This is a genomic window from Roseovarius sp., from assembly GCF_965277045.1.
Taxonomy (GTDB): domain Bacteria; phylum Pseudomonadota; class Alphaproteobacteria; order Rhodobacterales; family Rhodobacteraceae; genus Roseovarius.
The window spans coordinates 1,955,430-1,975,465 of sequence record NZ_OZ255712.1 but is presented as its reverse complement, the minus strand read 5'-3'; the positions used below and the strand labels follow the sequence as shown (position 1 = coordinate 1,975,465).

The following is a 20,036-nucleotide window of genomic DNA, read 5'->3' as shown; positions in this document are numbered from 1 at the left end:
GAAGGAGCCAAACCGATGAACGCGGCATTGAAACTTCCCGGCGACGTCGGACCCATCCATTTCGTGGGCATCGGGGGTATCGGCATGTCGGGCATTGCCGAGGTGCTGTTGAACCATGGCTATACCGTGCAGGGCTCGGACCTGAAGACATCCAAGATCACCGACCGGCTGGAAAAGGCCGGCGCGACGATTTTCGAAGGTCAGGCGGCGGCGAACCTGGATGAGGCGCAGGTCGTGGTGATCTCTTCCGCGATCAAGCCGGGCAATGCCGAGCTGGACGAGGCGCGCCGGCGCGGATTGCCGGTGGTGCGCCGGGCCGAGATGCTGGCCGAGCTGATGCGGCTGAAATCGAACGTGGCGGTGGCCGGGACCCATGGCAAGACCACCACGACGACGATGGTGGCGGCGCTGCTGGATCATGGCAAGTACGATCCCACGGTGATCAATGGCGGGATCATTCACGCATACGGCTCGAACGCGCGCGTGGGGCAGGGCGAATGGATGGTGGTCGAGGCCGACGAGAGCGACGGCACCTTCAACCGGCTGCCCGCGACGATTGCCATCGTGACCAATATCGACCCCGAGCACATGGAGCATTGGGGGACCGAGGAAAAGCTGCACCAAGGGTTCCTGGATTTCGTGTCGAACATTCCGTTCTACGGCCTGGCCATCTGCTGTACCGACGACCCGGACGTGCAAACTTTGGTGGGCCGGATCAGCGATCGGCGGGTGATCACCTTCGGGTTCAACGCGCAGGCGGATGTGCGGGCGATGAACCTGACCTATGAAAACGGCGTGGCGCATTTCGATATCGCGCTGCAGGCCGAGGACAAGGTGATCGAAGGCTGCACTCTGCCGATGCCGGGCGATCATAACGTGTCCAACGCGCTGTCGGCGGTGGCCGTGGCGCGCAGCCTGGGCATGAAGACGGACGAGATCCGCGAGGCGCTGGCGTCCTTCGGCGGCGTGAACCGGCGCTTTACCCGCGTGGGCGAGGTGGACGGTGTCACGATCATCGACGATTATGGCCACCACCCGGTGGAGATTGCTGCGGTGCTGAAGGCCGCGCGGCAGGCGACCAAGGGCCGGATCATCGCGGTGCACCAGCCGCACCGCTATAGCCGGCTGCATTCGCTGTTCGACGATTTCTGTGCGTGCTTCAACGATGCTGACGTGGTCGCCATCGCCGAGGTCTATGCCGCGGGCGAAGACCCGATCGAGGGCGCCACGCGCGACGACCTTGTGGCGGGGCTGATTGCGCACGGACATCGCCATGCGCGGGCGATCCTGGGCGAGGACGACCTGGTGCGTCTGGTGCGCGAGCAGGCGAAACCGGGCGACATGGTGGTGTGTCTGGGCGCGGGTACGATCAGCGGCTGGGCCAACGGGTTGCCCGAAAAGCTGAAGGCGTGACTGTGGCCGGAATTTTACGAAAATTCCGGGCCGGAAAATGCGCATTTTCCGGTACGTTTTCCGTGCGGAAAACGGCCAGTTCCATCGGGGGCGGCGCATGACGCTTGTGGTTCTGGCCTGTCTTTGGGTCATTGCCGGGGCGCTGGTTGCGATGCTGCCGATGCGGCACCAGTATGCGCCGGGGATCGCGCTTTTGGCGCTGGCGCCGGTGCTGATCTGGATGATCGGGCGGGACCATGGCGTCATTCCCGCCGTGCTGGCGATGCTGGCGTTCGTGTCGATGTTCCGCAATCCGCTGCGGTACGTCTCGCGGCGCCTGAGAGGAGAAAGACCGGAGGTTCCGAAATGAGCATGTCTCTTGTGCTGGCCTGCATCTGGGCGCTGGCCGCAAACCTGCTGGCGATGCTCCCCAGCCGCGACAATCACTGGCGGCGGGCCTATGCGCTGATTGCGGTGGGGATCCCGATCCTGGGATACGTGACATGGCAGAACGGGCCCTGGGTGGGGTTGTTCGTGCTGGCGGCGGGCATGAGCCTGTTGCGCTGGCCGGTGATCTATCTGGGCCGCTGGGCCCGGCGGGCCGTGGGCGGGGACGTGGCCCGCGGTGGGGATTGAGTATTTTCGGCAAGAAAAAGCGCGGGCGGTCTGTCATCCCGGAACAGGGTGAGGCAATAGCGGGCGCATGAGCGATTTACCCGAGGTACGTGGCCGCCTGACCGAGAAGCGGATACTGGCCGATCTGACATGGCTGCGCGTGGGCGGGCCGGCGGACTGGCTGTTTCAGCCGGCGGACCTGGACGACCTGGCCGAATTTCTGCGTGACCTGCCTGCCGGAATAACCGTCTTTCCGATGGGTGTGGGCAGCAACCTGATCGTGCGGGACGGCGGCTTGCGCGCCGTGGTGATCCGGTTGGGGCGCGGGTTCAATGCCATCGAGGTCGAGGGCACGCGCGTCACCGCCGGGGCGGCGGCGCTAGATGCGCATGTGGCCCGCCGCGCGGGCGAGGCGGGGGTGGACCTGACCTTTCTGCGCACAATTCCCGGCGCCATCGGGGGCGCGGTGCGGATGAACGCGGGATGCTATGGCAGTTACGTGGCCGATCATTTCGTCGAGGCCGAGGCGGTCAGTCGCGCGGGCGAGGTGGTGACGCTGACCGCCGATGACCTGAAGTTCGAATACCGCCAGACCGATCTGCCCGAGGGCTGGGTGATCACGCGGGCCACGTTCGAGGGCGTTGCGGGCGATCCCGAGGAACTGGCCGCGCGGATGGACGCGCAGCTGAAGAAGCGCGACGAGACGCAGCCCACCAAGGACCGGACGGCGGGCAGCACTTTCCGCAATCCGGCGGGGTTCAGCAGCACCGGGCGGGCCGACGACACCCATGATCTGAAGGCGTGGAAGGTGATCGACGACGCCGGGATGCGCGGCGCCACGCGCGGCGGGGCGCAGATGAGCGAGAAGCATTCGAACTTCCTGATCAACACCGGGGGCGCCACGGCGGCGGACCTGGAAGGTTTGGGCGAGGAGGTGCGAAAAAAGGTTTTCCAAGACAGCGGAATAGAGTTACATTGGGAAATCATGAGGGTCGGCGAAACGGCCCCTCCCGCGGATTGAGGCGGACACAATAAAACAAGGGTCGATAACGACCCGGGACATTGAGGCAGTAAGGTGGTTTCTTCGAGCGGAAACGCCCCGACTGTTGCGGTGATTATGGGTGGCCCCTCGGCCGAGCGCGAGGTGTCCCTCTCGTCAGGACAGGAATGCGCCGCAGCACTCCGGGAAGCAGGCTATGAGGTGGTCGAGGTCGATGCCGGCCGCGACCTTGCCGTGGTTCTGGCCGATCTCAAACCCGACGTGGTGTTCAACGCCCTGCATGGCCGCTGGGGCGAGGATGGTTGCGTGCAGGGTCTGCTGGAATGGATGCAGATCCCCTATACCCATTCGGGCGTGCTGTCCTCGGCGCTGGCGCTGGACAAGCAGCGCACCAAGGCGGCCTATCGCGCGGCGGGCTTGCCGGTGGTCGAGAGTATCATCGTCGACAAGGACGAGGTGGGAAAGGCGCATGTGATGCCGCCACCCTACGTGGTGAAGCCCAACAACGAAGGCTCGTCCGTCGGCGTCTATATCGTGCACGAGGCCGCCAACGCGCCGCCGCAACTGTCGCGGGACATGCCGCAGACGGTCATGGTCGAGGCGTTCGCGCCGGGGCGCGAGCTGACCACCTCGGTGATCGGGGACAAGGCGCTTGGGGTGACGGATATCATCACCGACGGCTGGTACGACTATCATGCGAAATACGCCGCTGGCGGATCGCGCCACGTGATCCCGGCGGACATTCCGAAAGAGATTGCCGACGCCTGCGAGGAGTATGCGCTGCGCGCCCATGCGGTGCTGGGCTGTCGCGGGCTGAGCCGCACCGATTTCCGCTGGGACGAGGCGAAGGGACTGGACGGGCTGATCCTGCTGGAGACCAACACCCAGCCCGGGATGACGCCCACCTCGCTGAGCCCGGAACAGGCGCAGGCGGCGGGCATGAGTTTTCCGCAATTGTGCGACTGGCTGGTTAAGGACGCGTCATGCAACAGGTGAAACGACTGGAACCCAGGGCCGATCCGGCGCCGTCGCGGTGGTCTTACCGGTATCAGCGCCTGATGCTGACGCCGCTCTTTCGCAAGCTGTTGCGGGTGGGGGTGCCGGTATGCCTGACGGTCGGGCTGGCCACGGCGTATTTTTCCAACCCCGAGCGGCGCGAGGCGATCGTGCTGGCGGTGGCCGATCTTCGCGAGCAGGTCGAGACTCGGCCCGAATTCATGGTCAACCTGCTGGCCGTGGAAGGCGCCAGCGCCACGGTCGAGGAGGATATCCGCGAGATTTTCCCGCACGACCTGCCGGCCAGTTCCTTTGACATCGACCTCGATGCGGTGCGCCTGTCGATCGCGGGGCTGCCCGCCGTTGCCAGCGCGTCGGTGCGGGTGCGCCAAGGCGGTGTTCTGGTGGCGCATGTGGAAGAGCGTCAGCCGGTGGCCGTCTGGCGGTCGCGCGACGGGCTGGGCGTGGTGGACATCGAAGGCGTGGTGATCGGCGATATCGCGCATCGGGCGGACCGCGCCGACCTGCCGGTGATTGCCGGCAAGGGCGCGACCCGGGCGGTGCCCGAGGCGATGGCGATCCTGCAGGCGGCGGCGCCGCTGAGGTCGCGACTGCGCGGGCTGGTGCGCATGGGCGAGCGCCGCTGGGACGTGGTGCTGGACCGCGGCCAACGCATCCTGTTGCCGGAAACCGACCCGGTGCGCGCGCTGGAGCGGGTGATCGTGCTGGCCGAGGTCCAGGACATGCTGGAGCGCGACCTTGCGGCGGTGGACATGCGCCTGGCGTCCCGGCCGACCATAAGAATGAACGAAAACGCGGTGTCCGAGTGGTGGCGCGTGACAAATATGACCGTAGGGGCGGAATAAGATGATCGAGCTTTATGAATCGCAAAGGGCGATGCGGAACATGCGCCGGGCGGCGATGCAGCGCGGTGTCGTGGCGGTTCTGGACGTGGGCACGTCCAAGATCGCCTGCCTTGTGCTGCGCTTCGACGGCAGCGACCGGCTGCGCGAGACCGAGGGCGTGGGCGCGCTGGCGGGCCAGGCCGGGTTCCGGGTGATCGGGGCGGCGACCACGCGGTCGCGTGGCGTGCGCTATGGCGAGATCACGACGATGGCCGAGACCGAGCGTGCCATCCGCACGGCCCTGCAGGCGGCGCAGAAAATGGCGAATATCCGGGTCGATCACGTAATCGCGTGCTTCTCGGGCGCCGAGCCGCGCAGCTATGGCCTGGCGGGGCAGGTTGCGCTGGAGGCCAGCACCGTGTCCGAGCAGGACATCAGCCGGGTGCTGTCGTCCTGCGACGTGCCCGATTTCGGCGAGGGCCGCGAGGTGCTGCACGCCCAGCCGGTGAATTTCGCGCTGGACCACCGCTCGGGGTTGAGCGATCCGCGCGGGCAGCTGGGGCAGGACCTGGCGGTGGACATGCACATGCTGACGGTCGACGGCGCGGCAATCCAGAACCTTGCGCATTGCGTCAAGCGCTGCGACCTGGAACTGGCGGGGCTGGCAAGCTCGGCTTACGTCTCGGGCATCTCGGCGCTGGTGGAGGACGAGCAGGAGCTGGGTGCCGCCTGCATCGACATGGGCGGCGGCAGCGCCGGCGTGTCGATCTTCATGAAGAAGCACATGATCTATGCCGACACCGTACGGATCGGGGGCGAGCACGTCACCGGCGACATCTCGATGGGGTTGCAGGTGCCGCACGCCACGGCGGAGCGGATCAAGACCTTCTATGGCGGCGTCGTGGCCACGGGCATGGACGACCGCGAGATGATCGAGATCGGCGGCGAGACCGGCGACTGGGAACATGACCGGCGCACGGTGAGCCGGGCGGAACTGATCGGCATCATGCGCCCGCGGGTCGAGGAGATCCTGGAAGAGGTGCGGGCCCGACTGGATGCGGCCGGGTTCCAGCACCTGCCGAGCCAGCAGATCGTGCTGACCGGCGGCGGCAGCCAGATCCCCGGCCTGGACGGGCTGGCGACGCGTATCCTGGGACAGCAGGTGCGGCTGGGCCGGCCGCTGCGGGTGCATGGGCTGCCGCAGGCGGCGACAGGCGCGGGCTTTGCCAGCGCGGTGGGCATGTGCCTGTTCGCGGCGAATCCCCAGGACGAATGGTGGGACTTTGAAATTCCGGTGGATCGCTACCCGGCGCGGTCCCTCAAGCGAGCGGTGAAATGGTTCAAGGACAACTGGTGATCGCAAAATATGGGGGTTTCGGCGAAATCCCGCGTGAATACGCTAAAAAAGACCCATATTTTGTGGTGTTTTCGTGTTTTTTGGGTGACGTAACGGCGACGGGACGGTACTGTTAATGCAATTTAGGCGGATCAAGCCTGCGCAAGGCGGGCATAACAGCAGGCAAAGAAGGCGGAGCTATGACACTTAACCTCAGCATGCCAGGTCAGGGACAGGACCAGGAACTCAAGCCGCGCATCACCGTTTTCGGTGTCGGCGGGGCAGGCGGCAACGCCGTGAACAACATGATCGAGAAACAGCTGGAAGGCGTCGATTTCGTCGTCGCCAACACCGATGCGCAGGCGCTGTCCCAGAGCAACGCGCCGAACCGGATCCAGCTGGGTGTGAAAGTCACCGAAGGGCTGGGCGCCGGGGCGAAGGCCGCCGTGGGCGCCGCCGCCGCGGAAGAGAATATCGAACAGATCGTCGATCAGCTGGCCGGGGCGCATATGTGCTTTATCACCGCCGGCATGGGCGGCGGCACGGGCACCGGCGCGGCCCCGATCATCGCTCAGGCAGCGCGTGAACTTGGCGTGCTAACCGTCGGTGTCGTCACGAAACCTTTCCAGTTCGAGGGCGCCAAGCGGATGCGCCAAGCCGAGGAAGGCGTGGACAGCCTGCAGAAGATGGTCGACACGCTGATCATCATTCCGAACCAGAACCTGTTCCGCCTGGCGAACGAGAAGACGACCTTTACCGAGGCGTTCTCGATGGCCGATGACGTGCTCTACCAGGGTGTGAAAGGCGTGACCGACCTGATGGTGCGTCCGGGCCTGATCAACCTCGATTTCGCCGACGTGCGCGCGGTGATGGACGAGATGGGCAAGGCGATGATGGGCACCGGCGAGGACGACGGCGAAGAGCGCGCCATCCAGGCCGCCGAGAAGGCCATCGCGAACCCGCTCCTGGACGAGATCAGCCTGCGCGGCGCGAAGGGCGTCCTGATCAACATCACCGGCGGGCACGACCTGACGCTGTTCGAACTGGACGAGGCCGCGAACCGCATCCGCGAGGAAGTGGACGCGGACGCCAACATCATCGTGGGCAGCACGCTGGACCCGACGATGGAAGGCTTCATGCGCGTGTCGGTCGTGGCGACCGGCATCGACGCCAGCGACGAAAGCCGCGAAATGCCGGTGCCGCGCCGCTCGCTCGCCGAGCCGCTGAAAACGGCCGAAGAGGTCGAGGTCGAAGCCCACACGTTCGAAGAGCCGGCGCAGCCGGCGGCAGAGCCGGAAGTGGCCGCCGCCAGCATCGAGGCCGCGGAAGAACCCAGCCTGTTCAATGCGTTCGATGCGCAACGCGCCGCCGCGGAAGAGCAGATGGAAGATATCTTCGAAAGCGAGAGCGCCGAGGATGCGGTGCCGGCGCCGGCCTACACGCCGCGGCCCGAGCCCGAGACATTCGTGGCCGAAGCCGAGGAACCGGCGGAAAGCTTCGTGGCGCCCAAGGCACCCGCACCGGGCACACCGTCGCAGGACGCTCTGGCCCGCCTGCAGGCTGCCGTGCATCGCACGCCGGGCAGCGCGAACCGTCCGCAGCAGCGCCCCGCGCCCGAGGCACCGGCAGCGCGCGCGCACGAGGCCGGGGAGAAGCCCCGCTTTGGCATCAACTCGCTGATCAACCGGATGACGGGACATGGCACGGAAGCCGCCGCGCCGCAGCAGCGCACGGTGCGTCAGCAGCCCCCCATGCAGGCCGCGGCGCCTCAGCCCGAGGTGCGCGACGAGCGCGAGGAAGAGGACGACCAGATCGAAATCCCCGCCTTCCTGCGGCGCCAGGCGAACTGATCCGGACAACAATTGACCATGTTGAGAGGGCCGCATCGCGCGGCCCTTTTTCTTTTCCTTCAGAGACTTGAGAGGGATTGGACCCGTTTCGGCAATAATCCGCCAAGCCTGGAAACAATGATGTTTCAGCGCGTTGCAAAGAGTGAATTGAGCAATGGTGCCGCGCGAAATAGATGTGTCGCAGTTGAATAAAACGAGCCGGTTTACGGCCTGAGGATCAAACGTGCAGAATACGGTCAGAACTCCGATATCCTTCGATGGCGTCGGCCTTCACTCGGGCGAAGCGGCGCGGCTTACCATATTGCCGGCCCCCGCGAACCGCGGCATCGTCTTTCGTCGCCTGGACTGCGACTTGCACCACTGCGAGATCCCGGCCCGCTGGGATTTCGTGAACCAGTCGCCGCTGTGCACGCTGCTGCAGAACGCGGCGGGCGTGAGCGTGTCGACGGTCGAGCACATCATGGCGGCGCTGTCCGGCTGCGGCGTGCACAACGCTGTGATCGAGGTCAACGGCCCCGAAGTTCCGATCCTGGATGGCAGTTCCGCGCAGTTCGTGCACGGCATCCTGTCGGCCGGTCTGCGGCGCCAGCATGCCCCGGTCCGGGCGCTGAAGGTTCTCAAGCCCGTCGAGGTGCGCAAGGGCGATGCACAGGCCAGCCTTGCGCCGCACGACACGCTGCTGATCGAGTTCGCGATCGAGTTCGAGGATGCGGCGATCGGGTATCAGAAGAAAACGCTGAACATGGCGAATGGCAGCTTCGTGCGGGAATTGTCCACCGCGCGCACGTTCTGCCGCAAGGCGGATGTGGATGCGATGCAGGCCAATGGCCTGGCGCTTGGCGGAGAGCCCGGCGTCAACGCGGTCGTGTTCGATGGCGAGCATGTGCTGAGCCCCGGCGGCCTGCGCCAGCCGGACGAGCCGGTGCGGCACAAGATGCTGGATGCGCTTGGCGACCTTGCGCTGGCGGGCCTGCCGATCCTGGGCCATTACCGGGGCGAGCGCGCCGGTCACGCGGTCACGAACGATCTTTTGCGCACCCTCTTTGCCCGGCCCGATGCCTTTGAAATCGTGACCTGCACGGCTGCTGTCGCGGCGCGTCTGCCGGGCGCCGGCGTGCACTGGGCGGAAATCCCTGAGGTCGCCTGACAACAGGCGTCGGGTTTGTGCCAAACAATCGGTCCAAAGGCGTTTTGCACCGGAAAATTATGTGCTAGGACCCACGTGACGTCGCGGATACCATGCTGCGGGGTCAGCGCGGCTTTCGGGCCCGTATACGCGTTGGGCAAAGATTTTTGAGGGAACGGGCGAGCATGACAGGCGGCAGAATCGGGATCGGTTTGGCGGCGGCGCTTTTGGCCTCGACGATGCTGGCGGGCTGTGGCGGCATCAATGCGCGCATCGAGCGCGACACAGTCGATTACGAACAGTTCACCGCGGAACAGATTTATGGCCGGGCCGAGTATGACCTGGCCCGAGGCGATCCCGAATTGGCGGCCAAGGTGTTCGGCGAGGTCGAGCGTCTTTACCCCTATTCGGAATGGGCGAAGCGGGCCGTCATCATGCAGGCCTTCGCCTATCACCGGGACGAGGATTACGAGAACAGCCGCTCGGCGGCGCAACGCTTCCTCGATTTCTATCCCGCCGATGGCGACGCGGCCTATGCCCAGTACCTGCTGGCGCTCAGCTATTACGACCAGATCGACGAGGTGGGCCGCGACCAGGGCCTGACCTTCCAGGCCCTGCAGGCGCTGCGGGAGGTGATCGAACAGTATCCGGACAGCGAATACACCAGCTCTGCGATCCTGAAATTCGACCTGGCCTTCGATCACCTGGCGGCCAAGGAGATGGAGATCGGGCGCTATTACCTGCGGCGCGATCATTTCACGTCGGCCATCAACCGCTTCCGCGTGGTGGTGGAGGATTTCCAGACCACGACCCACACCGCCGAGGCGCTGCACCGGCTTGTCGAGGCGTACCTGTCGCTGGGCCTGACGAACGAGGCGCGCACGGCGGGGGCGATCCTGGGTCACAACTTCAAGAGCACCGAATGGTACGAGGACAGCTACAAGCTGTTGACCGGGCAGGGGCTGACACTGGAAGCGGTGGGCGACAGCTGGCTGAACCAGGTCTATCGGCAGACGATCCTCGGCCGCTGGTTGTAACGCCCGGGGGCCATGAATGCTCCGTGCGCTGGAGATTCGCGACATTCTGATCATCGACCGGCTGGACCTGACGTTTCAGCCCGGCCTGAACGTGCTGACCGGCGAGACCGGGGCGGGCAAGTCGATCCTGCTCGACTCGCTGGGCTTCGTGCTGGGCTGGCGCGGCCGGGCCGAGCTGGTGCGGCAGGGGGCCGAGCAGGGCGAGGTGGTGGCGGAGTTCGACCTGCCCGAAGGGCACGCGGCGCGGGCTGTGCTGGAGGAAGCAGGGCTGCCGGTGGAGGACACGCTGCTCTTGCGAAGGGTCAACACCGGCGACGGGCGCAAGACCGCCTGGGTCAATGACCGGCGCTGTTCGGGGGATGTGCTGCGGGCGCTGTCGGACACGCTGGTGGAACTTCACGGACAGCATGACGATCGGGGCCTGCTGGACCCGAAGGGACACCGCGACCTGCTCGATGAGTTCGGCGGGCTGGCGGGGCAGCGCGACACGGTGCGCGGCGCGTGGAAGGCGCGCAGCGCGGCGCGCAAGGCGCTGCGCGAGGCCGAGGCCAGGCTGGCGGAGATGCGGGCCGAGGAAGAGTTTCTGCGCCACGCGGTCGGGGAACTGGACGCGCTGGCGCCGCAGCCGGGCGAGGAGGCGGAGCTGGACACGCGCCGCCGCCTGATGCAGCAATCCGAACGGATCCGCGAGGATATCGCCAAGGCGCAAGCCGCGCTGCGCGATGGTGCCGAAGGGCAGGCGCAGGACGCACTGCGCTGGCTGGAAGGCGCCGCAGACAAGGCCGAGGGCCGGCTGGAAGCGGCGCTGGCGGCATTGGGGCGCGCGATGGTCGAGCTGGACGAGGCGGCAAGCGGTGTCGAGGAGTGCCTGGAGGCGCTGACCTTCAACCCGTTGGAACTGGAAGAGACCGAGGAAAGGCTGTTCGCGATCCGGGCGCTGGCGCGCAAGCACGGCGTGGCGCCGGACGAGTTGGCCGGCTTTGCGGAAGGCGTGCGCGAACAGCTGGCGCGGCTGGATCAGGGGGACGCGGATCTCAAGGCGTTGCAGGCGGCAGTCGAGGAGGCGGATGCGGCCTATGCCGACGCGGCCGGAGCGTTGAGCGACGCGCGCAACAAGGCGGCGGGCAGGCTGGACAAGGCCGTGATGGCGGAGCTGGCTCCGCTGAAGATGGACCGCGCGGTCTTTGCCACGCAGGTGACCCAAACCGATCCGGGCGAGACCGGTCAGGACGCGGTGACCTTCACCGTGGCCACCAACCCCGGCGCGCCGGCGGGTCCCCTGGGAAAGATCGCCTCGGGCGGTGAGCTGAGCCGGTTTCTGTTGGCGCTGAAGGTCTGCCTGACCGGTGGGCAAAGCGGGCTGACGCTGATATTCGACGAGATCGACCGGGGCGTGGGGGGCGCGACCGCCGATGCGGTGGGCCGACGGCTGGCGGGGCTGGCGTCGGACAACCAGGTTCTGGTGGTCACGCATTCGCCGCAGGTGGCCGCACGGGGCGCGCATCATTGGCGCGTCGAAAAGCGTGTCACCAAAGGGCAGACCCTGTCGACGGTCACGGCGCTCGATGCCGGCGCCCGCACCGACGAGATCGCGCGGATGCTGTCGGGCGAGACCATCACCGAAGAGGCCCGCGCGGCGGCCGAGGCGCTGATGGCGGGCTGAGCCACCCCTTTTCCTCTGGCCGAAAATATCCCGGGGGGAGCGGTGAACCGCAGGTTCGCCGTGGGGGGCAGCGCCCCCCTTCGAGGCGTTACAGGCGCCGCGCCCTCAGTTCCGGGGCGGCACCAGTTTGCCGGGATTCATGATGTTGTCGGGATCGAGCGCCTGCTTGATCGTGCCCATGAGGCCCCAGGCGGGGCCATGCTCGCGCTCCATGTAGCCCAGCTTGCCCACGCCGATGCCATGCTCGCCCGTCGCGGTGCCGCCCAGCGACAGGGCCAGCTCGACCAGATGCTCGGAGGCCTTGAGCACGCGGGCCTTGTCGGCGGCATCCTCGGGGTCGAATTGCAGGATGGCGTGGAAATTGCCGTCGCCTACATGGCCCAGGATCGGGCCCTCGATACCTTGCGCGTCAAGATGGCTGCGCGTCTCCTCGAGCGCGCGGGCGAGGTTCGAGATCGGCACGCAGATATCCGTCACCAGCGCCTTGGTGCCCGGGCGGTGGGCGACGATGGCATGGTAGGCGGCGTGGCGCATGGCCCAGAGCGCGGTGCGCTCCTCGGTCTTGCGGGCCCAGTCGAAGCCCTTGCCGCCGAATTCCTGCGCCAGGTCGCCGAACATCTGCGCCTGCTCGGCCACGCCGGCATCCGAGCCGTGGAATTCCAGCAGCAAATGCGGGCAGGCGGGCAGGGCGGCGCCGGAATAGGCGTTCACGGCCTCGACGCTTTGGGTGTCCATCAGCTCGATCCGCGCGAGCGGCAGGCCGATCTGCACGGCGGCCATGACCGCCTCGACCGCGTCGCCCACGGAGTCGAACGCGCAGACGGCGGCCGAAACGGCCTCGGGCGTGCCGTGCAGGCGCAGGGTGATCTCGGTGATCAGGCCCAGCGTGCCCTCGGAGCCCACGAAGAGCGCCGTGAGGTCATAGCCGGCCGAGGATTTGCGGGCGCGGGTGCCGGTGCGGATGACCTCGCCCGTGGCGGTGACCACCTCGAGCCCCAGAACGTTGTCGCGCATCGTGCCATAGCGCACCGCCGTGGTGCCGCTGGCGCGGGTCGAGGTCATGCCGCCGATAGAGGCATTGGCGCCGGGATCGACCGGAAAGAAGAGGCCCGTGGCGCGCAACTCCTCGTTCAGCGCCTCGCGCGTCACACCGGGTTGCACGCGCACGTCCATGTCGCCCTGCGATACCTCGAGGATACGGTTCATGCGCTGGAAGTCGACGCAGATCCCGCCCGAGAAAGCCTGGGCCTGCCCTTCGAGCGAGGTGCCGGTGCCCCAGCCGATCACCGGCACGCCGTGGCGGGCGCAGGCCTGCACGATCCGGCGCACCTCCTCGGTGCTTTCGGGATAGGCCACGGCGTCGGGCGGCGCGTCCGCGAAATGCGTCTCGCTCCGACCATGCTCTTGCAGATCGGACTTGGACAGGCTGAGCCGTTGCCCTAAAACGGGCGACAACTCTGAAATGGCGTCGCGAATACCCATGTCGAACCCCTGCACTCCCCTGAAACCGCACACTAAGCGATGCGGTTCCGACAGGGAAGCGCCCTGCGTCACAAGACCGGGGGTGAAGTGGTGAACGAGGGCGAAAGAGCACAGGACAGGGCCGGGACGGGCCGTTTGCGGCGCGGATCGGTGCGTGCGCGCAGGGTCAGCCAGAATGCGTGGCGCCTTATGCGCGAAAAAGGACCCAGCCAATTCCAGTTCTGGTTGATCGCGCTTGGCATCGGGATCGCCGCCGGCTTTGCCGCGCTGTTCTTTCGCAAGGGGATCAACGGGCTGCAACTGCTGCTCTACGGCTCTGAAGATCCGTCGCTGATGCACAGCTGGGTGTCGACGCTGCCCTGGTACTGGGTTCTGGTGATCCCGGTGGGCGGGGGGCTGGTGGTGGGCGCGATACTGCACCGCTACACGCCCGATGGCCGTGCGCGGTCGGTGGCCGACGTGATCGAGGGCGCGGCGCTGAACGAGGGCCGGGTCGAGACGCGGGCCGGCGTGGCCTCGGCGCTGGCGTCGCTGATCACGCTGGGCACGGGCGGCTCGTCGGGGCGTGAGGGGCCGGTGGTGCACATGGCCGGCGTGATCTCGACCTGGGTCAGCAACCGGATCAATGCCAACGGGATCACCGGCCGCGACCTTTTGGGCTGCGCCGTGGCGGCGGCGGTGTCGGCGTCGTTCAACGCGCCCATCGCGGGCGCGCTATTTGCGCTGGAGGTGGTGCTGCGCCATTTCGCGCTGCACGCCTTTGCGCCCATCGTCATCGCGTCGGTGGCGGGCACGGTGATCAACCGGCTGGAATTCGGCGACGTGACCGAGTTCGCGCTGCCCGTGGCCAGCATGCTGGAATTCTACGTCGAACTGCCCGCCTTCCTGATCCTGGGACTGCTGTGCGGGGTGGTGGCCTTTGCGCTGATGCGGGGGATCTTCTTTGCGGAAGGGTTCGCCGACCGGGTGCAGGCGCGCACGGGTCTGCCGCGCTGGCTGCGCCCCGGGGTGGCGGGGCTGATGCTGGGCGTGCTGGCGATCGGATTTCCGCATATCATCGGCGTGGGGTACGAGACCACGTCGAAGGCGCTGACCGGCAAGCTTCTGTGGAACGAGGCGGTGGTGTTCTGCATCCTCAAGGTCGTCGCCGTGGCGATCACCATCGGCGGTCGCATGGGCGGCGGGGTGTTTTCGCCCTCGCTGATGGTCGGCGCGCTGACCGGGCTGGCCTTTGGCCTGGTGGCGACGGCACTGTTGCCGCAATGGTCGGGCGCACCGACGCTTTACGCGCTGGCCGGGATGGGGGCGGTGGCCGCCGCCGTGCTGGGTGCGCCGATATCCACCACGCTGATCGTGTTCGAACTGACGGGCGACTGGCAGACCGGGCTGGCGGTGATGGTGGCGGTGTCGATGTCTACCGCGCTTGCGTCGAAACTGGTGCGGCACTCGTTCTTCCTGACCCAGCTGGAGCGGCGGGGTGTCAGGCTGGCGGCGGGGCCACATGCGTACCTGCTGACCATGTACCGTGCCGCGCGGGTGATGCGCGAGACCGGCGCCGAGCGAAGCGCGCGCGAGGAGGCGTGCTGGGAGCTGATCGAGGACGGGGTCTATATCGACGCCAACGCGACGCTGGACGTGGCGATGCCGATCTTCGAGCGCACCGGCGTCGCGTTCATCCCGGTGGTGACCCTGACGGGCGAGGATTCCAAGCCCGAATTGCAAGGCGCGCTCTTCCATGTCGATGCGCTGAAGGCCTATAACCGCGCGCTGACGGCGGTGTCGGCGGAAGAGCATAGCTGAGCGGCGAGCGCCTATTTGGGTCGCCTAAGCGCGGTAGCGCTTCAAACTATGTTGATGTCGCGAAAAGCGTATGTACCCGGCGTGGCGTTTTCGATGGCCTCGCGAAACACATCATCGCAAAACCATTCCGAGGTTGCCGTATCCCTCAGCAGGTGATGACCGTCGAAGCTTTCTTTGCGGACAAACATCTTTTTCAAACTGCGTGACGCTGGAAAAAAAGCTCTCCACTTTTGGGGTTTTTGACCTCTAGAACTCTGGTTTTGTCCAGGTCCACAACGGGTGCGGCGTTGTAGACGTTGGCCACAAAATAAGGCTCCGTTACCTCTGCGTCGTCTTCCAAAGACCAAAGCCTCTTGATCGGCACAATCTGGCAATTGCCTTCCGAATAGGCCTCGAACACATCGACGATATGCTTGCGTGCGAACGGGGCACCGGTGAAATGCGCCGCTCCAAGCAGGCCGAAGGTATCGGGAAGGGGGTCCATTTTTCCCAGGCTCAAAGCCCAGTGCGCATCTATCTCTGCCAGAATTTCTGGGGGGAAAGGCCCAAGCGGGCCCCGATCCGCATCAGTGTTAAACCAGCGTTCAACGTCCCTGGCAGGTTTTCGGCGTTCTGTGGTTTCGGACCAAACAACTCCACCTCCGACGGCGTAGATATGCGTTTCCATCCAATAAATTGACATTTTAAACCCGCCCGTTCTCGCCTGTTTGCTTCGCCCCCGCCAAGAACCGCTGCCTGAACACTGGGCTGCAAGAGAAACGTTGTCGAAAAGATGTCTGTCACAGTTGATACTCTGATTATAGAGTGATTTCTGGACGTGACTTCTGACATTGCAGGGCAAAGCGGTCAGATCATTGATGGCCTGGAAGCTTGAGAAAAGTCGTGTGGCCTAACGGACAAGTTGCGCTTTCATTTCCGGTTCGGGAAAACACGTGGCGGCGCGGCCTGTGGCCTCTTGCCAGCGGCCGATGGAGCGGCGGGTCTTGAAGCCGGGCAGGCCGTCGACGCCGCCGACGTCGTGGCCCATGCTCTCGAGGCTGCGTTGCATGGCGGCGATGTCGGAGCGGTACATCTTGCCCACCGCGCCCCAGGGGGCGGAGAAATCGCCGACGCCGTACTGGATGCGGTCGCCGACATGGCCCACGTAAAGCGCGTAGAGGTCGGACATGTTGTAGTCCTTGAGCGCGTAGAAATTGGGCGTGACCACGAAGGCCGGGCCGTTGCGCCCGGCGGGCATCATCAGGAAACCCTCGCCGCTGCGCTCGTGGTCAGGGAAGGGGCGGCCCGAGACGCGGGTGATGCCCATGGCTTCCCATTCCGCGATGGGGCGGCCCTGGTCTGGGCCTTCGAGCGCGCAGGAGACGGACGCGGGCACAGTGACCTCGAACCCCCAGTCGCGGCCCGCGACCCAGCCGTGGCGGGCGAGGTAATTGGCGATGGAGGCCAGCGTGTCGGGCACCGATCCCCAGATATCGGCGCGCCCGTCGCCATCGCCGTCGGCGGCGTATTTCAGGAAATTGGACGGCATGAATTGCGGTTGGCCGAGCGCCCCGGCCCAGGAGCTGCGCAGGGGGCTGCTGGCGTGGCCGGCCTCGGCAATTTGCAGCGCGGCGATGAGTTCCTCGCGGAAATAAGCGGCGCGGGTTGCCATGAAGCCCTTGGTGCCAAGGACCTCGAACACGTTGTGCGGGATCTTCGCCCGGCCATAGGCGCTTTCGCGGCCCCAGATGCCCAGCAGGATGCGGCCCGGCACGCCTGTCTGTTTCTCGATCCGGGCGAGGGTGGATGCGTGGCGGCGGGCGAGATCGTGGCCGATGGCGGCGTCGCCCGAGACGCCGCGGAAATAGCGGCCCGGCGCGCCGAACTCGGACTGGGTCTGGCGCTTGGGCGTGGTGGCCTTCGATCCCGGCGGGACGAGATCGGGCAGGTCCCAGTTGAGGCGGATGCCGCTGAAGGACCTTTCGAAGGTGGCGCGGGACACGCCCTTGGCGCTTGCGGCGGGCCAGATGTCCTGTTCGAGCCAGCTGCGGAACTGCTGTTCGATGGCGGCGCGGTCCTGTGCGAAGGCGGGCAGGGCCATGAGCAGGGCAAGAAGCAAGGCGCAGCGGGACAATAGGCGGATCATGCGGTCATCCTTCCTTGAACCGGGTGAGGCAAGCGGTGATGCGGTCGATGGCGGCTTCGTATCGGGCGATCTCTTCCTGGGGGAGGTTCTCGTAGTCCTCCATCAAGAGACCGCGACCCTCGGTGACCGGGGTGGCGGAGCGCAGGGCGCAGTCGCGGTCGGGGCAGGCACAGGTGGCCGCTGCTGCTTCCTCGGCGGCGTCGACGCGGGAGGTGTCGGGCTGGCAGGCGGCGAGGACGGTGAGGCAGAGCGCGACTGTGAGCGTCCGTGCCGGGCGTAGTGGACAGGCGCGCCGCAGACCCGCCTGTCGCATCAGCCCAAACTGACGCTTGCCGCACTCTCGGGCAGTTCCTCGTCGAAGCAGCGCTGGTAGAATTCGGCCACGGTCTGACGCTCCAGCTCGTCGCACTTGTTGAGGAACGTCAGGCGGAAGGCATAGCCCACGTCGCGGAAGATGCGGCTGTTCTGGGCCCAGTTGATCACCGTCCGGGGGCTCATGACCGTGGAAAGGTCGCCGTTCATGAAGGCCGTGCGGGTGAGGTCGGCGACGGTGACCATCTGGCTGATCGTCTTGCGTCCTGCCTCGGTGTTCATCTGGGGGGTCTTGGCGATGACGATGGCGGTTTCGGCGTCGTGGCTGAGGTAGTTCAGCGTTGCGACGAGCGACCAGCGGTCCATCTGCGCCTGGTTGATCTGTTGCACACCGTGGTAAAGTCCGGTGGTGTCGCCCAGGCCCACGGTGTTGGCCGTGGCGAAGAGGCGGAAGCAGGGGTGGGGCGTGATGATCTCGTTCTGGTCCAGAAGCGTCAGCTTGCCATCATGTTCCAGCACGCGCTGGATGACGAACATCACGTCGGCGCGGCCCGCGTCATATTCGTCGAAGACGATGGCGACGGGGTTGCGCAGCGCCCAGGGCAGGATGCCTTCGTGGAACTCGGTGACCTGCACGCCTTCGCGCAGCTTGATCGCGTCCTTGCCGATCAGGTCGATCCGGCTGATATGGCTGTCGAGGTTGACGCGCACGGCGGGCCAGTTGAGGCGCGCGGCGACCTGTTCGATATGGGTCGACTTGCCGGTGCCGTGATAGCCCTGGATCATGACGCGGCGGTTGTGGGAAAACCCGGCGAGGATCGCCAGCGTCGTGTCGGGGTCGAACTTGTAGGTCGAGTCGATATCGGGAACGCGTTCCGTCTTGTCGGCGAAGCCCTTGATGACCATGTCGGTGTCGATCCCGAAAACATCGCGGACCGAAAGTTCCTCGGTCGGTTTCATGTCGTGATCCATGTTCCCGTCGGCCATCTGCCTTGTCCTTCAATCGTCGCTTTTTCGTTCGCCCTTCCGTGCAACATATCGCCGGGAAGGGCAAGGGAAAGGGAAAGAATTACTGGCACTCGCCATGTGCCTGCCCTAGGTTTCGGTTTCGAAAGGGATGCGCGTTCCATGAAAGACCTCGACGCTATTGAACACCTTATCGGTCGGTGCGCCCTGAAGGACAGGAGCGCGTTTTCCGACCTTTATTCTGCGACATCGGCGAAACTATTCGGTGTGATCCTGCGTGTGTTGAATAACCGGGCCGAGGCCGAAGAGGTTTTGCAAGAGGTCTACGTGAAGATCTGGCGCAACGCCGACCGCTACAGCACGGGCGGGTTCAGCCCCATGACGTGGCTGATCACGATCGCGCGGAACGCAGCCATCGATATGCTGCGCAAGCGCAAGGGGACGGGCGAGCAGATGCCGGAGGGACTGGCGGAAGCGATGCCCGATTCCGCACCGGGGCCGGAGGCGCAGGCCGTGCAGGCGTCGGAGCGGGAAAGGTTGGACGGGTGCTTTGACGAGCTGGAAGCCGACCGCGCGCAGGCCGTGCGCGGGGCTTACCTTGACGGAGAGACCTACGCCGATCTGGCGGGGCGGTTTGACGTGCCGCTGAACACGATGCGAACCTGGCTGCGCCGCAGCCTGCTGAAACTGAGGGAGTGCCTGTCGCGATGAGCGAGGTGCCGGAAAAAGACGACGACGTGGTCCTGGCGGGTGAATACGCGCTGGGTCTGCTGTCGGCTGCGGAGGCTTCGGCCTTCGAGGCGCGTCTTGGCGCCGAGCCCGCGTTGCGCGCGCTCTACGCCCAGTGGGCCGAGGATTTCGCCGTGCTGGCCGAGGATATCCCCGAAGAGGCCCCGCCGGCACGGGTGAAGGCGGCGTTGGACCGCCGCCTGTTCGCAGACGAGCGCCCGGCGCGGCGCGGCCTGTTCGAGCGGTTCGGTCTTGCGGGGCTGGCGGCGGCGGCGCTTGTCGTCGGGCTGTTCTTCGTGGTGGATCTGCCCGGGACGGGCGTGCAGCCGCCCGAGAACCCGGTCTATCACGCCGATCTGCGGGCCGAGGGCGATGACGATATCATCCTGGCGGCGGGCTATGACGCCACGACGCAGGAAATGTATGTCGAGCGGCGCGGGATGCAGGACCGGCCCGAGCGCGACATCGAGATGTGGCTGATCGCCGGGGACAACCCGCCGGTGTCGCTGGGCGTGCTGCCGGAAAACGAGCGCATCCGCCTGCCGATGACGCCGGAGCAGATCGACGTGTTGCAGGGTGCGACGCTGGCGATTTCGGACGAACCCGAGGGCGGCTCGCCCACCGGGGCGCCCACGGGCGACATCCTGGCCACCGGTCCGCTTGAAGACGTCTAAAAAAATTCCCTGAATAGCTGAAACTTTCGGCGTGCTCCTCCCGTGGCTGCGTGTGAGTTGGGCATCAAAGCCTTGCTTGTGTGTATTA

19 protein-coding genes are annotated in these 20,036 nt (G+C 66.0%); 14 read left to right on the top strand and 5 right to left on the bottom strand.

Annotation, left to right across the window (positions count from 1 at the left end):
- Window positions 1–15 precede the first annotated feature (15 nt).
- The 11 genes from murC to recN all read left to right on the top strand — a co-directional run bounded on the left by murC (window position 16) and on the right by recN (window position 11,860).
- A complete protein-coding gene (gene murC, locus ACQY4V_RS09860; RefSeq protein ID WP_428516983.1) occupies window positions 16–1,413 on the top strand; it encodes a UDP-N-acetylmuramate--L-alanine ligase in 1,398 nt (465 codons plus the stop codon).
- Between the two features lie 97 nt (window positions 1,414–1,510).
- A complete protein-coding gene (locus ACQY4V_RS09855; RefSeq protein WP_428516982.1) occupies window positions 1,511–1,762 on the top strand; it encodes a DUF2484 family protein in 252 nt (83 codons plus the stop codon).
- The gene (locus ACQY4V_RS09850) at window positions 1,759–2,028 is read left to right on the top strand and encodes a DUF2484 family protein (RefSeq protein ID WP_428516980.1); all 270 of its coding nucleotides are present in this window, start codon (window positions 1,759–1,761) and stop codon (window positions 2,026–2,028) included. The genes ACQY4V_RS09855 and ACQY4V_RS09850 overlap by 4 nt, the downstream gene beginning before the upstream one ends.
- A gap of 67 nt (window positions 2,029–2,095) precedes the next feature.
- Complete coding sequence (murB, locus tag ACQY4V_RS09845) at window positions 2,096–3,028, top strand: UDP-N-acetylmuramate dehydrogenase (RefSeq protein ID WP_428516978.1); 933 nt, start codon at window positions 2,096–2,098, stop codon at window positions 3,026–3,028.
- Window positions 3,029–3,124: 96 nt separating this feature from the next.
- Window positions 3,125–4,003: a D-alanine--D-alanine ligase gene (locus tag ACQY4V_RS09840; RefSeq protein ID WP_428516976.1), complete on the top strand. Its 879-nt coding sequence runs from the start codon at window positions 3,125–3,127 to the stop codon at window positions 4,001–4,003.
- A complete protein-coding gene (locus ACQY4V_RS09835) occupies window positions 3,991–4,869 on the top strand; it encodes a cell division protein FtsQ/DivIB (RefSeq protein ID WP_428516974.1) in 879 nt (292 codons plus the stop codon). Before ACQY4V_RS09840 ends, ACQY4V_RS09835 begins: the two co-directional genes overlap by 13 nt.
- A 1-nt stretch (window position 4,870) precedes the next feature.
- Window positions 4,871–6,205 (top strand): cell division protein FtsA, encoded by a 1,335-nt coding sequence (ftsA, locus tag ACQY4V_RS09830; protein ID WP_428516972.1) that lies wholly within the window; start codon window positions 4,871–4,873, stop codon window positions 6,203–6,205.
- A 179-nt stretch (window positions 6,206–6,384) separates the two neighbouring features.
- Entirely contained in the window at window positions 6,385–8,034 is a 1,650-nt protein-coding gene (ftsZ, locus tag ACQY4V_RS09825; protein ID WP_428516970.1) for a cell division protein FtsZ, read from the top strand.
- A 223-nt stretch (window positions 8,035–8,257) separates the two neighbouring features.
- Window positions 8,258–9,181, top strand: coding sequence for a UDP-3-O-acyl-N-acetylglucosamine deacetylase (lpxC, locus tag ACQY4V_RS09820; RefSeq protein ID WP_428516968.1), 924 nt, complete (start codon window positions 8,258–8,260; stop codon window positions 9,179–9,181).
- Between the two features lie 164 nt (window positions 9,182–9,345).
- Window positions 9,346–10,197, top strand: a complete 852-nt coding sequence (locus ACQY4V_RS09815) for an outer membrane protein assembly factor BamD (RefSeq protein WP_152492883.1) — start codon at window positions 9,346–9,348, stop codon at window positions 10,195–10,197.
- Between the two features lie 16 nt (window positions 10,198–10,213).
- Window positions 10,214–11,860, top strand: a complete 1,647-nt coding sequence (recN, locus tag ACQY4V_RS09810; protein WP_428516966.1) for a DNA repair protein RecN — start codon at window positions 10,214–10,216, stop codon at window positions 11,858–11,860.
- Between the two features lie 105 nt (window positions 11,861–11,965).
- Here the strand turns inward: recN and ACQY4V_RS09805 are convergent, their stop codons facing one another.
- The gene (locus ACQY4V_RS09805) at window positions 11,966–13,342 is read right to left on the bottom strand and encodes an FAD-binding oxidoreductase (RefSeq protein ID WP_428516964.1); all 1,377 of its coding nucleotides are present in this window, start codon (window positions 13,340–13,342) and stop codon (window positions 11,966–11,968) included.
- Window positions 13,343–13,531: 189 nt separating this feature from the next.
- On the opposite strand from ACQY4V_RS09805, the gene ACQY4V_RS09800 reads away from it, so the two are divergent.
- Window positions 13,532–15,142 carry a chloride channel protein gene (locus ACQY4V_RS09800; protein WP_428516962.1) on the top strand — a complete coding sequence of 537 codons (1,611 nt, stop codon included), beginning with the start codon at window positions 13,532–13,534 and terminating at the stop codon, window positions 15,140–15,142.
- Window positions 15,143–15,335: 193 nt separating this feature from the next.
- On the opposite strand, the gene ACQY4V_RS09795 is transcribed toward ACQY4V_RS09800, so the two are convergent.
- The 4 genes from ACQY4V_RS09795 to cobS all read right to left on the bottom strand — a co-directional run bounded on the left by ACQY4V_RS09795 (window position 15,336) and on the right by cobS (window position 18,566).
- Complete coding sequence (locus ACQY4V_RS09795; RefSeq protein WP_428516960.1) at window positions 15,336–15,809, bottom strand: hypothetical protein; 474 nt, start codon at window positions 15,807–15,809, stop codon at window positions 15,336–15,338.
- Window positions 15,810–16,031: 222 nt separating this feature from the next.
- Window positions 16,032–17,267, bottom strand: coding sequence for a lytic murein transglycosylase (locus ACQY4V_RS09790; protein WP_428516958.1), 1,236 nt, complete (start codon window positions 17,265–17,267; stop codon window positions 16,032–16,034).
- A gap of 4 nt (window positions 17,268–17,271) precedes the next feature.
- Window positions 17,272–17,580, bottom strand: a complete 309-nt coding sequence (locus tag ACQY4V_RS09785) for a hypothetical protein (protein ID WP_428516956.1) — start codon at window positions 17,578–17,580, stop codon at window positions 17,272–17,274.
- Window positions 17,580–18,566, bottom strand: a complete 987-nt coding sequence (gene cobS / locus ACQY4V_RS09780) for a cobaltochelatase subunit CobS (protein ID WP_057789947.1) — start codon at window positions 18,564–18,566, stop codon at window positions 17,580–17,582. The genes ACQY4V_RS09785 and cobS overlap by 1 nt, the downstream gene beginning before the upstream one ends.
- Before the next feature lie 141 nt (window positions 18,567–18,707).
- On the opposite strand from cobS, the gene ACQY4V_RS09775 reads away from it, so the two are divergent.
- Together ACQY4V_RS09775 and ACQY4V_RS09770 are read left to right on the top strand one after the other, a co-directional pair.
- Window positions 18,708–19,256: a sigma-70 family RNA polymerase sigma factor gene (locus ACQY4V_RS09775; RefSeq protein WP_428516954.1), complete on the top strand. Its 549-nt coding sequence runs from the start codon at window positions 18,708–18,710 to the stop codon at window positions 19,254–19,256.
- A complete protein-coding gene (locus tag ACQY4V_RS09770) occupies window positions 19,253–19,948 on the top strand; it encodes an anti-sigma factor (RefSeq protein WP_428516952.1) in 696 nt (231 codons plus the stop codon). The genes ACQY4V_RS09775 and ACQY4V_RS09770 overlap by 4 nt, the downstream gene beginning before the upstream one ends.
- Window positions 19,949–20,036: the final 88 nt, after the last annotated feature.